Raw genomic sequence first — 13,273 nt, forward strand, 5'->3', positions numbered from 1 at the left:
ACTCTCCAGGTTGTAATGTTATCGGAGTAGTCATGTAAATGATTCGTTTGACACAAGAAAGCTCAGGGTTCGTAGCACATACGCTATAAGCCTTGGGCTTTTTGTGGAGCAAACAAATTTATAATGATGTCATACGTTACATGTATGGACATACGACCTGATGTGCTAGACTATTGAAAAACAAAGGAGCTGCTCACATGAATGTAAACGAGGTTATGCAAGAGCTTGAGGCTCTGGGCAAAGAACGTACAAAAAAGATCTATATATCCAACGGTGCGCATGAACCCTTGTTTGGAGTTGCGACAGGGGCGATGAAACCGATGGCGAAGCAGATCAAGAAAAATCAGCCGCTCGCTGAGCAATTGTATGCAACAGGCAACTATGATGCCATGTATTTTGCAGGTGTGATCGCTGACCCGAAAGTGATGACCCACGCCGATTTTGATCGCTGGATGGATGCGGCGTATTTCTATATGGTGTCCGATTATATCGTTGCTGTAACTTTAGCGGAGACGGATATTGCCCAGGAGGTTGCAGACACCTGGATTGCGAGCGGAGAAGAGTTGCGAATGTCCGGCGGATGGAGTTGTTACTGCTGGCTTTTGGGCAGCCGCAAGGATACCGAGTTTGAGGAAAGTAAACTTAGACAGATGCTTGAGCAGGTAGAACAAACGATTCACAGTGCGCCTGAACGGGCCAAAATAGCCATGAATCTATTTATCTATACGGTCGCCATGTCTTACGTTCCGTTGCATGAGCTAGCGGTGGAAACGGCCAAAAGGGTTGGCCCACTTGAAGTAGGTCTGGACAAGCCGAAAAGCAAGCAGATCAGTGCTTTCGACAATATTCAAAAGGCACTGGACCGCAATCAGCTTGGTTTTAAACGCAAATATGTAAGATGTTAGTCCGAAACGTGTATTCCATTATCACCATGGCTCGTTATAATGGTGGTAATGGATGACACGGGTGGGGGAGACAACAACGACATGAAACGCAAGTTAAAGTGTAAGCGTATTCAGTTACTGGATGATTGGAGTCTTAGAACGAAGTTATACATAATGTTTATTTTTTGTGTGCTGGTTCCTGTGGTGGCAACTAATGCCGTGTTTTATCAAAGCATCAAAGGACAGATTGAAGCCAAAGAACAGAGCCGGATCAACGAAATGCAGCAACGGATTCGCTTTAATCTGCGGAACAGCTTGGATAACAGCCTGTACGTATCCAATTTTTTATATACGGATGCTACGCTGAATCGGTTTATGGAGTCCAAATACAACAATCAGGAAGACTATTATTTTGCATATTATGATATGCTGAGCGGCAACAATCTGGTTCGGTATTATTACAGTTATCAGCAAGTGAATCAGGTGACGTTTTATGTAGATAACGATACGTTTGTAAATGGCGGCAACTTTATCAAGCTGAATGATGACATAAGGAAAAGTGAATGGTATCAGGCGCTCATGAACACAGACGACCAGATGATGATTTATTCCTATTTTGACAAGCAGCAGGCAGAGATGTCGCAAACTCAAGGCGGCCGTAAGGTTAGCATTATACGCAAACTCAATTATTTCGGGAAACAGCAGGTGGAAAAAGTATTGAAGGTAGATCTCGACTACGCCTTCATTAACAAATCGTTCAAAAATGAGGGAGCGGGCGGCAAAATCTATATCGTTTCGAATGATCGGATTATTTTCTCTAATGATGCACAGATGAATCAGGCAAGGAAGCCGTTCCATCTCATGTCTGGCATGTCGAAGGATGAGGGACAGTCCACAGAATTGATTCCTGTCGTATCGGAAAATTGGCAGATTATTGTGCGTGGAGAGAAGCTGGATTTTCTGACGGAGATCGTGGATTCCAGATTCAATCTGCTTCTGCTGATTATTGTTAATCTGCTGGTACCAACACTACTTATCTGGCTTATTTCCAGATCCCTTGTTCACAGGGTAGGCCGAATTGCAACGCATTTGGATCAAGTTAAACAGGAAAAATTTGAAGTGATTGTAGAACCTGCGGGCAAGGATGAGATCGGTAGCTTAACCCATAGTTACAATATGATGGTCATCAAAATCAGGAATCTGATCGAGATCGTATTTAAAGGGCAGGTCGAACGGCAGGCGCTTGAACTTTCCAAGAAACAGGCTGAATTAAAGGCGCTACAGAGTCAGGTCAATCCACACTTTATGTTTAATACACTAGAAACCATTCGCATGCGTAGTCTGATCAAGGATGAACATGAGACCTCTGATATCATTCAGAAGCTGGCGTTGCTGCTCAGGCAAACGATTAATTGGGGCAATGATCTCGTAAGCATTCAAGATGAGATTCGTTTTGTCGAAAGTTATCTGGTGATCCAGCAATATCGGTTTGGCGAGAAGTTACAGTTCGTTATTGACGTTACCGATGCTGAGATATTGGAGATGAAGATTCCGAAGCTGACCGTGTTAACGTTTGTCGAAAATGCTTGTATCCATGGTATTGAAGGTGGTTTGAATGATGGAGTCGTGGAAGTCAGATTCCAGAAGTATAACGAGCAACTACATATTGTGATCCAAGATACCGGAGTTGGCATGGAGAAGGACAAGCTGGAACTCATTCGAACGATGTTGCTTGATCCGAGTCTGGAACGGCTTAGCGAACTGAGCAGCATTGGAGTGATGAATGCATATATTCGGCTTCGAATGTATTTCGATGAACGTGTGCAAGTAAGCATTGACAGTGAAAGGTACAAGGGGACTACGATTCGCATACAAATTCCGCTTGTACAAGCATCTCAGGGATAAGGAGCGAGAATATGATCAACGTGCTGATTGTGGACGATGAGCCATTTATTCGCCAAGGACTGCTTTTGCTGATCGATTGGAATTCACTTGGGTTTCAAGTTTGTGGTCAGGCTTCTAATGGGGTACAGGCACTCGAATGTATCCGAACAATGCGGCCCGACCTCATCATATCCGACATTAAAATGCCGGAAATGGATGGCATGCAACTCGCGAAAATCATCTACGAACAATACGGCGGCGAGATGAAGATGGTGTTACTTAGCGGTTTCTATGAGTTTGAGTACGCCAAACAAGCGATCAAATATCAGGTGAACGATTATATACTCAAACCGATTGTGAAGGATGAGTTGTTGCAAGTGCTGGTGGCCTTCCGCAAGGCTTTCATGGAAAGAACGGAAGAAAAGCGGCATCAGGAAAAACAGGAACATATCGTTATGACTCAACAGGTGCAATCGATTTTGCTTGGAACGGCAGATGAAGATACACTCGCCAGTATCCAGGTCTCATATGGGGATGTAATGACGAAGTTGCGATGCTTGATGATTGAAACGGAATCGGAGCGAGAACAACAGCAGAACGATGGGAGTCTGCTCGTGGAAGCCCATATCAATCAGAATCATGTAGGCTATGTCCTGAAATCTTTTACAGGTGAGAAAAACCGAGTGCTGCATATTGTGACCGACCTGTTGCTGAAGCGTGAGGCATTATCACTGGAACAATACGTTACAAGGCTGTATACAGAGCTAAGTCAGATACAGGGTGCAGCCATAGCCATCTATGTCGGCAAGGAAGTGCACAGGCTGGAGGAACTGCACGAGTCCTATTATTCTTGCGGTAAGATTAAAAGTTTGCGTTTCTTTAGTGCGTACGGGCCGATTTATTATTTTGAACATATGGACACAAGTGTATTTACCAATCAACCAGCCGGACGGGAAAAACAGCTCTTTGACGGACTGATTCAAGCGATCGAGGAGCAACAGACTGAAGATATACGCGGTCATGCGCAGGCCATTTTTCAATTTTTTCTGGAGCAACGCATTGAGCCGGGCATCGTGGGCATTCATCTTCATTATTTGGCGTACACGTTGCTTGGATTAGTGAACAGGGACGATACGGATCTGAATTCAGATGAGGAATGGATGCAGTCCACATTTCTGCAGACGAACTATGCCATGCTGTCCATGGAAGAGAATATCGAGAATCTCTGCGACTTTTCATACACATGTGCGGAGAAGCTGAAAGAGCGTCAGAAGTGGAATGCAATGGGTGTACTGGCGCGAGTCGAGGCTTACATTCATGAGCACTATATGGAAAATGTCAGCTTGAAGCTGCTTGGAGAGCATTTTTTCATGAATAGCGCCTATCTGGGCCAGATTTTTAAAAAGCATTATGGCGTGAGTTTCAGTGATTACCTGAATCAGATTCGTATTGACGAGGCCATTCGATTGTTACGCAGAACGGATTATAGAGTCTATGAGATTGCAACGAAGGTCGGGTATCGGGACTCCGATTATTTCATTAACCGGTTTGAGAAAATCAGGGGAGAGACGCCTGCCCAGTATCGAAAAAGGGCACAAACGATGCATAACTCGGATTCATCATCCTGCGCGCCTTGAGGGGGAGCAGGATTTTTTGTATATCTGGAATTATTGGGATGAGGTCTATAATTTGTCCCGTTGAGGAGAGCAAGTAACAATGATAATTTTAAATCAACCTTTGGAAAGCGCTTTCTAAAGAGTGTCTCTCAACATACTTCGCTGGAGGGGTCATGATGAAAAAGGATGTCAGAAAAAGATTAAGGCAACTCGTTCTACTCACGTTGATGTTTACGGTTGTGCTCGCCGGTTGTACACCAGGGGCTTCCAAACCGGAGGAGAAAACGGCAGATGGCAAAGAACTGAAGCAGTTTTCCGCATTTTTTGCTGTACCAGGCAAGCTCGCACCTGATGATAACCGCGTAATGAAGGCTATTGAGGAAAAAACAGGCGTGCGTGTCACGATGGATTGGCTCACAGGCCAGACCGCCAAAGAACGAATTGGAGTAATGATTGCAGGCGGAGAGTATCCGGATTTTATTGATGGCAGTGATGGTACACAGCAATTAGTATCTGCCGGTGCGCTTGTGCCACTCGAAGACTACATCGACAAATATCCGAATATCAAAAACTATCTCGGTGACAATTGGAAGAAAATGAAGAATTCAACGGATGGTCATATCTACTTCATTCCGCAATTCGGGAATTTACAAGGCGAGTCTATGAAAGTATCCCATGACGGGGAAGCGTTCTGGATTCAAAAAGCGGTGCTGGAGTGGGCGAATTATCCAACGATCAAAACGCTGGATCAGTACTTTGACTTGATCGAAAAGTACAAAGCAGCGAATCCAACGATTAACGGCCAGCCGACCATCGGATTCGAGATCATTTCTTACGACTGGCGTTACTTCGCCTTGGAGAACCCGCCGCTGTTCCTGGCCGGCTATCCGAATGAAGGAGCCGCAATTGTTGATAAGGCTACGTTAACAGCGAAAAACTACAATACGATTCCGGAAGCCAAGGCTTATTTTAAAAAGATCAATGAGGTCTACAATAAAGGGCTCGTCGACAATGAAACGTTCACAGCCAACTACGATCAGTACATTTCCAAAATTTCAACGGGACGCGTACTGGGAATGGTCGACCAGGGATGGCAGTTCCTCGACGCAGAGGCTTCTCTGGTCAAACAAAAGCTGTATGAAAGAACGTATGTACCACTGTCCATTACGTTGTCCGAAGATGTAAAAGGACGTTATCAGCATAAGCCGATTCTGAACGTCAACGGCGGACTAGCGATCACGAAGAGCTGTAAAGATGTTGAAGGAGCGCTTCAATACATTAACGACCTGCTTGATCCGGAGACGGAAGTTCTGAGAACGTGGGGACAGAAAGATGTAGATTATCAGGTGGATGACAAAGGTGTATTCTCCCGTAACGAGGAGCAACGTGCCAATTCGAAAGATCCGGACTGGGTACTTGCCAACACTGGAAGCCCGCTGGTATATTTCCCTCACCATGAAGGCATGACAGCAGACGGTAAAAACGCGATGGACCCGAAAGAACAGCCTGAAGAATACCTTGCTACATTGAATGACATTGATAAAAAAGTGCTCAAGGCCTACGGATACACCAAATTCACGGATTTCCTGGAGCCTGCAGAAGAGAACGAACCATGGTTCCCGATCTACACGTTCAATTTTGAACCGAATAAGCCAGAAACAATTGCCAGACAGAAGATGGACGATGTGAAACGCAAATGGTTGCCTAAAGTGATCATGACCTCACCAGCAGAGTTTGATCAGGCGTGGGAAGAATATCAATCCACACTGAAAGAAAGTGCGGATATCAAAGCCTATGAGGATGCACTGACCGAAGAGGTTCGCAGACGTGTAGAGCTATGGGGTTAAACAGGTGAAACAGATGCAAGTAGTAAGACAGGTTATACGATAAGAAGCAAGATAAGCAATACGATAAGCCTTACGAAAAGTACTACGGTAAGAGAAATATGACAAATAGCATGATAAGTGGTGTGAAGAGTAATACGAGAAGCGGTATCAGTAGGTAATAGCTAAGGTCAAGGCAGAGAGGCTATAGGACATCCTGTAGCCTTTCTTAATCCACACATAAACGTGTACCCATTGGACAGGAATGGATTCGAATCATCCGCTTCGGATGATATAGATAAAACTCGGAATCAAGGAGAGAGAAAAGCATGGCTAAAAAGGAGCTACAGTCCTCGGTCAACACCAGTCATATTCCTTCGGGGAAGAGCTGGATCGGGTATAACTTGTCCAGAATGAAAAGTCAGCGCCAATTGATGTGGATGTCATTCCCCTTCATTGCGTTTATTGCTATTTTTGCGTATGGGCCTTTATGGGGCTGGCTCATGGCTTTTCAAAACTATAGACCAGGCCTTGGTTTTATGGAGCAGGATTGGGCAGGACTGGATCATTTCCGAACGTTATTTACAGACCCGACTTTCTTGCGTGTCATTCGCAATACACTGGCGATGAGTCTGATCAGTCTGTTTCTTGGATTTGTCGGTTCAATTGGTCTGGCACTCTTGCTCAACGAACTACGGCTGGTTTTATTTAAACGTGTCGTGCAGACCGTTTCTTATCTTCCGCACTTTCTATCGTGGATCATCGTGACAGGCATTGTTGCGAATGTATTGTCGACGGAAAACGGGATTGTGAATGTGCTGATGACCAAGCTGGGGCTGATTGATGCGCCGATTAATTTCTTTGCCGAACCCAAATACTTCTGGGGCATCGTTGGTCTGTCGAGCATGTGGAAAGAGATTGGATGGGGCACGATTATCTATCTCGCATCCATGGCTTCCATTAATCCAAGTCTGTATGAGGCAGCCTCCATTGATGGAGCCGGCCGTTTCCGTAAAATGTGGAATGTCACACTTCCGAGTATCAAACCAACCATCATTATCCTGCTGATTATCAACGTCGGTAACGTACTGAATGCAGGCTTTGAGATTCAATATTTGCTGGGGAACGGACTGGTGCAGGATGTATCCGAGACGATTGATATCTTTGTTCTAAAATACGGGATTAATCTTGGAAACTACTCACTTGCCACCGCGGCAGGAATCTTCAAAAGTGTGGTCAGTCTAGTGCTCATCTTTATCGCCAACGGGATTGCCAAATCTCTTGGGGAAGAGCGGTTGATATGATAAGGGGGCAGCGCTGTGAATCGAATTAGCGGAAAACGAAGCCTGGGTGACTCAATTTTCTCTATCACCAATGGCATATTTATGTTGCTTGTTATGGTTGTTACGTTATATCCTTTTTTAAACACCATTGCCGTATCTTTCAATAACGGTCTGGATACGATTCGCGGGGGAATCTATCTCTGGCCGAGAGAGTGGACGCTGCAAAACTATGTTTCTGTGTTCCAAAATCCACATCTGACCCAAGCAGCATTTATTTCAGTTGCCAGAACGGTCATTGGAACTGTGGTACAGCTCTTCTGTACAGCCATGCTGGCTTATGTACTGAGCCGTAAGGAATACATGTTCAACAAGTTTGTAACGACACTCTTTGTGATTACGATGTATTTCAGCGGCGGCTTGATTCCTGGATACATGCTGATCAAACAAGTGGGGCTACTGAACAGCTTCTGGGTTTACATTATTCCCGGACTCATCGGGGTATTCAACATGATTGTCATCCGTACCTATATTCAGGGGTTATCCGAAGGACTGATTGAATCGGCGAAAATGGATGGTGCAGGAGATTTCCGCATCTTTATGCGTATTGTGCTTCCGCTCTCTAAGCCGGTGCTGGCTACGGTGGCTCTCTTTATTGCTGTAGGTCAGTGGAACTCCTGGTTTGACTCCATGCTCTATACGGCAGGTAACCGCAATTTGACCACCTTGCAATATGAACTGATGAAGCTGTTATCTTCGGCAACGTCACAAGGGGGAACGGTCAATGTGGATCAATACAAAAATGTGACGAATATGGTCACCCCCGTATCCATTCGGGCAGCCATCACTATTGTGACAGCCATGCCTATTGTCGTGCTTTATCCATTCTTGCAAAAATACTTTGTCACTGGACTCACCATTGGAGGGGTAAAAGAATGAACAATGTTAATCAAGGCGAGCAATGCACGTTTAACAATCCGATCATGCCAGGATTTTATCCAGATCCGTCTGTCTGCCGGGTAGGGGAAGATTTTTATCTGGTCACATCCACGTTTGCCTATTTTCCTGGCGTTCCGATCTTTCACAGCCGTGATCTGGTTCATTGGAAACAGATCGGCAATGTGCTGGATCGTGAGTCTCAGCTTAATCTGGAGGGCGCAGGGCATTCGCAGGGGATCTTTGCACCGACGCTTCGGCATCATGATGGACTCTTTTATATGATCACAACGAATGTATCTCATGGTGGGAACTTTGTTGTAACCGCTACCGATCCGGCTGGGCCATGGTCTGATCCTTATTTTATTGAAGGTGCGGAAGGTATCGATCCAACCATATTCTTCGATGAAGACGGCAAAGCATACTATTTAGGTACACGGCCTTGCTCGGAAGGCGTCCGTTACAACGGAAACTGGGAAGTGTGGCTTCGTGAACTGGATTTGGGTAGCATGAAGCTGGTCGGAGACAGCTATGTTCTGTGGCGTGGGGCGATGGTAGATGTGATTTGGCCGGAAGGACCGCATCTGTACAAAATGGGTGAGTATTATTACCTGATGATTGCCGAAGGTGGCACAGGTCTGAACCATGCGGTTACGATTGCACGTAGCAACAGTCTGACCGAAGGTTACGTCGGCAATCCGAATAATCCGATTATTACGCATCGTCATATGGGCAAGCATTATCCGGTTATTAATGTTGGACATGCTGACCTGGTACAGGCACCTAACGGTCAATGGTTCATGGTGATGCTGGCTTCCAGACCATATGGTGGGGCTTTCAGTAATCTTGGTCGTGAGACATTCATTGCTTCAGTGGAATGGGAAGATGGCTGGCCTGTCGTCAATCAAGGGCTGGGCAAACTGGAGGAGCAGGGGGTATTGAATCTGCCAGCAGTACCTGTGGAACCAGATCTGCGCTGTGAAAATTTTGACAATGATGAATTGGGCCTGCAGTGGATGTTCCTGCGTAATCCTCAGGAGAACCTGTATTCGTTGACTGAACGCAAAGGTTACCTGCGCTTGAAGCTGAAACCGCAAACATTGAAGGAACTTGAGAATTCCAGCTTTGTCTGTGTACGGCAGCGGCATATGGATTATGTTGCAGCGACTGCGATGGAATTTGTGCCGCAACATGAATATGAGACGGCGGGTCTGGTGGTTATCCAGAATGACCAGTATCACGTGCGAATCGAACGTGCATGTGAAGGCGAGCAGCAGGTGCTGCGGGTAATGACGTGGCTTGGTGGTGAGGAATCACAGGTTGGCCAAGTTGTGCTGGATGGAGAAACTCCGCGTGTTTACATTAAAATGGTGGCGCTAGGACAACAACTCAGCTTCTACTACAGCATCGATGGAAGTAAGTATCATCTGGTTGCAGGGCAAGTGGATACGACCAGTTTGAGCACGGAGGTGGCTGGTGGTTTTGTTGGGTGCTGTATCGGCATGTTTAGTAGCAGTAATGGTAAGTCTTCCGATCAGGTGGCGGACTTTGACTGGTTCGAATATGGTTCGTACTGATATGTAACGGCGAATAACAAAATATCAATCCAAGAAAGCTCAGTCCAGTAGCAGAGGCGCACAGGATTGAGCTTTTTTGATGTTCGTTGTGAACATATCTGGATGAGGATGCTACGTTTCCCCGCAGGTATTGACCCGGTTTACATCCAAAATTTCGTTCACGTCATGTGCTTCAAATTGATCAAGCAGAGCGTCCAAGCCATACTCCAGCTTGTGTTCAAGCTCCTCCGGATAAATGGGAAGGATCGCATAGAAGTGCACAGTTTGCCCACCCCCCATGTCCAGTGTGAGGAAATCCTCTTCAACCTCAAGTGGAGGTAACACGATTAAGGCGCACATATCTGTATTGTTAGAAAATGGCGTTGCCGGGTCGCCATTGGGTACTGTATGACCCCAACTCAGCCAGGTATCATAGTCATGTGGCAGTCGAGCCATCGTTTTCAACCATCGGATCGGCCAGTAATTATCGGATTCTTCTAATTCTTCTTCTAATAGAGGCCAATCCGGAGGTAAACATATCATCAGTTCTGCATACTCATAGTCCTCTGCATCTTCAGGCGTATTCATTGGCAAGGCACTCATACCTGTGGTATACAACGTATAATAATTACGTTCTGGTGTTGGACGAATGATATGGACATCGATATGAACTCTATCGGACACCAGCTCATGGAACACAGAGTCGGCTTCGCCAAGATATGTATCCGCGTGTTTCTCAATCCGCTGCAGCCATTCGGTTGTTGCATAAGAAGTAGATTGCCACTCGCGATCCAAATCTTTATGACGAATAATAGGAACGCCAGAAGGCGAATATTCAGATGAATTAGACATGTTTACTGCTCCTTTGCACCAAATAATGTATTCGCTTTTTCATCATATCATATCGTGTGAATGGAAGCCCTCACTTCGTTCTATGGTATGATAGGGTCAGGTTGATGAGTTCGATTGAAGGAGCAAAAGGGTATGAATCAGAACGTACAACAGTTCAAAGCCGATTTCTTCAAAGCACTGGCACATCCGATGCGAATTCGCATTCTGGAACTGCTGAGTGAAGGAGATAAAAGCGTCAATGAACTGCAAAGCATTCTTGGAACGGAAGGATCTGCGGTATCCCAGCAACTGGCTGTGTTGCGTAGCAAAAATGTAGTACAGGGCATGAAAGAAGGTACTACAGTCACCTACTCCCTTCGTGATCCGCTGATTAAGGAACTGCTTGCCGTTGCCAAGCAGATTTTTGATAACCATCTAGTCGATGCGATTTCGATGCTTGAGGATATGCGTAAAGACAGCTGACACAGGAAACAAGAGCAACCGGAAGTTAGCAGGGAGCTCTTGTTTTGATGTTTGCAAGATCAGGTAGCGGAAGCACAATTTTATAGGATTGTGATATTTGCGATTGACAGAGCATATATCAAGGAGTAGTGTTCACTTTATATTCAAATATTCAAATATATGAAGAAAAGAAGGTCATGGAGCATGAGAGGCATCGGGAGATATGCGGGGTATCGAATAGCTGATTTTCGCAAGGATCTGATATCGGGGCTGATTGTAGGTATTATTGCGATTCCTCTGGGTATGGCTTTTGCCATCGCCTCTGGAGTCAAGCCGGAATATGGATTGTATACCACCATTATTGCAGGTATTTTGATTTCACTGCTGGGCGGTTCCAAATTTCAGATCGGTGGGCCGACAGGGGCATTTATTCCAATTCTTTTTGCTATAGTCATGCAGTATGGTTATGAAAATTTGCTTATTGCTGGCATGATGGCTGGACTGATGCTCATTGTTATGGGGGTATTCAAACTCGGAGCATTAATTAAATTCATTCCAAGACCCGTGACGATTGGCTTTACAGCAGGCATCGCTGTTTTGATTTTTAGTGGACAGATCGTTAATGTGCTGGGACTTACGGGTGTCACGAAACATGAGGATTTCTACTCCAATATGAAAGAGATCGGGATGCACATCGGGACGATTAATATATACAGTTTTCTGACAGCGGGGGTGTGCCTGGCTGTTCTTCTGCTTGTGCCGAAGTTTGCACCCAAAGTGCCTGCTTCCCTGCTGGGTCTGATATGCTCGACCGTTGTTGCAGCCGTCTTTTTCAAAGATCAGGTGGCTACGATTGGCTCATCTTTCGGTACTATTCCTGGAACTTTACCTGGATTCCACTTGCCGGAGATCACATGGGAGCGTATCGTGAATCTGCTGCAACCTGCTTTTGTCATTGCTATGCTCGGTGGTATTGAATCGCTGTTGTCCGCTGTTGTCGCTGATGGTATGACGGGCAGCCGCCATAACAGCAACCGGGAACTGATTGGGCAGGGGATTGCCAACCTTGTCACACCATTGTTCGGTGGAATCCCGGCGACAGGAGCCATTGCTCGTACAGCAACAAATATTAAATCGGGTGCAGTGTCTCCATTATCGGGCGTAATTCATGGTGTTGTTGTTTTGCTTGTTCTGATTTTATTTGCACCGTATGCATCCCATATACCGCTTGCCAGTATGGCGCCGGTTCTGATGTTGGTAGCCTGGAATATGAGTGAACGAAAATCCTTTGCTTATGTACTGCGAACCAGAACGGGGGATTCGCTTGTACTGCTTTTGACCTTTCTTCTTACTGTATTCACGAGCCTTACGACTGCGGTGGAGGTGGGGTTGATTCTGGCGGTCATTCTATTTGTGAAACGAATGAGCGAGATGCTGAAAGTGGCCAAGGTACTGCCTGATCCGGATCATAAACATGAGAAGGTCATGGCTCACATGGTACGGGAGGGACATGATTGTCCACAGATCAGCCTGTACACGATCGAAGGGCCATTATTTTTTGGTGCAGCGGATATGTTTGAAAAATCGGTTATGGATTCACTTCCGGAGCGTCCAGGTATGCTCTTGTTACGCATGGGGAAAGTTCCTTTTATCGATACAACAGGAGAGGCTAACCTGGCTAGTTTAATCAAGCATTTTGAACGTACTGGCGGGATCGTACTATTGTCGGGACTTCAGGAGCAGCCGCTCGAAATGCTGAAACGAACAGGTTTGCTGGAACGATTAGATCCGGCCCATCGGTTTGAACATACGGGAGAAGCTATAACCTATGCATTAAGGCATCTGAACCAAGAGAAGTGTAAGGGATGCAAACATTTTGCGTTTCGGGAGTGTGCAGCTTTGTCTGGTTGTGGGTTGGATTCTAAGTCTGAGGAACATAAAAAGTGGAAAGTGATTACAGGGAAAACAGCTCTATAATAAGCGTTCCAATAAATCCCTGCA

General features: G+C 45.7%; 10 protein-coding genes. 9 read left to right on the forward strand and 1 reads right to left on the reverse strand.

Annotation, left to right across the window (positions count from 1 at the left end; translation table 11 throughout):
- The first annotated feature begins 197 nt into the window (after window positions 1–197).
- The 7 genes from MHI38_RS20590 to MHI38_RS20620 all read left to right on the forward strand — a co-directional run bounded on the left by MHI38_RS20590 (window position 198) and on the right by MHI38_RS20620 (window position 10,000).
- Window positions 198–905, forward strand: coding sequence for a DNA alkylation repair protein (locus MHI38_RS20590; protein WP_154891668.1), 708 nt, complete (start codon window positions 198–200; stop codon window positions 903–905).
- An 81-nt stretch (window positions 906–986) separates the two neighbouring features.
- Window positions 987–2,789: a sensor histidine kinase gene (locus MHI38_RS20595; protein WP_186809824.1), complete on the forward strand. Its 1,803-nt coding sequence runs from the start codon at window positions 987–989 to the stop codon at window positions 2,787–2,789.
- Window positions 2,790–2,800: 11 nt separating this feature from the next.
- Window positions 2,801–4,405 carry a response regulator transcription factor gene (locus tag MHI38_RS20600; RefSeq protein WP_154891670.1) on the forward strand — a complete coding sequence of 535 codons (1,605 nt, stop codon included), beginning with the start codon at window positions 2,801–2,803 and terminating at the stop codon, window positions 4,403–4,405.
- A gap of 155 nt (window positions 4,406–4,560) precedes the next feature.
- Window positions 4,561–6,231, forward strand: coding sequence for an extracellular solute-binding protein (locus MHI38_RS20605; RefSeq protein WP_154891704.1), 1,671 nt, complete (start codon window positions 4,561–4,563; stop codon window positions 6,229–6,231).
- A gap of 305 nt (window positions 6,232–6,536) precedes the next feature.
- Window positions 6,537–7,511 carry an ABC transporter permease gene (locus MHI38_RS20610; RefSeq protein WP_186811797.1) on the forward strand — a complete coding sequence of 325 codons (975 nt, stop codon included), beginning with the start codon at window positions 6,537–6,539 and terminating at the stop codon, window positions 7,509–7,511.
- 15 nt (window positions 7,512–7,526) lie between these two features.
- Entirely contained in the window at window positions 7,527–8,426 is a 900-nt protein-coding gene (locus tag MHI38_RS20615; protein WP_186375587.1) for a carbohydrate ABC transporter permease, read from the forward strand.
- The gene (locus MHI38_RS20620; RefSeq protein ID WP_154891671.1) at window positions 8,423–10,000 is read left to right on the forward strand and encodes a glycoside hydrolase family 43 protein; all 1,578 of its coding nucleotides are present in this window, start codon (window positions 8,423–8,425) and stop codon (window positions 9,998–10,000) included. The genes MHI38_RS20615 and MHI38_RS20620 overlap by 4 nt, the downstream gene beginning before the upstream one ends.
- Before the next feature lie 111 nt (window positions 10,001–10,111).
- On the opposite strand, the gene MHI38_RS20625 is transcribed toward MHI38_RS20620, so the two are convergent.
- On the reverse strand, window positions 10,112–10,831 hold the full coding sequence (locus MHI38_RS20625; RefSeq protein WP_154891672.1) for a suppressor of fused domain protein: 720 nt from the start codon (window positions 10,829–10,831) through the stop codon (window positions 10,112–10,114).
- A gap of 132 nt (window positions 10,832–10,963) precedes the next feature.
- Between MHI38_RS20625 and MHI38_RS20630 the strand changes: the two genes are divergently transcribed.
- Window positions 10,964–11,293 carry an ArsR/SmtB family transcription factor gene (locus MHI38_RS20630; RefSeq protein WP_154891673.1) on the forward strand — a complete coding sequence of 110 codons (330 nt, stop codon included), beginning with the start codon at window positions 10,964–10,966 and terminating at the stop codon, window positions 11,291–11,293.
- A 183-nt stretch (window positions 11,294–11,476) separates the two neighbouring features.
- Complete coding sequence (locus tag MHI38_RS20635) at window positions 11,477–13,249, forward strand: sulfate permease (protein ID WP_154891674.1); 1,773 nt, start codon at window positions 11,477–11,479, stop codon at window positions 13,247–13,249.
- Window positions 13,250–13,273 lie beyond the last annotated feature (24 nt).

It is taken from the genome of Paenibacillus sp. FSL K6-1558, assembly GCF_038002565.1.
Lineage (GTDB): Bacteria > Bacillota > Bacilli > Paenibacillales > Paenibacillaceae > Paenibacillus > Paenibacillus polysaccharolyticus.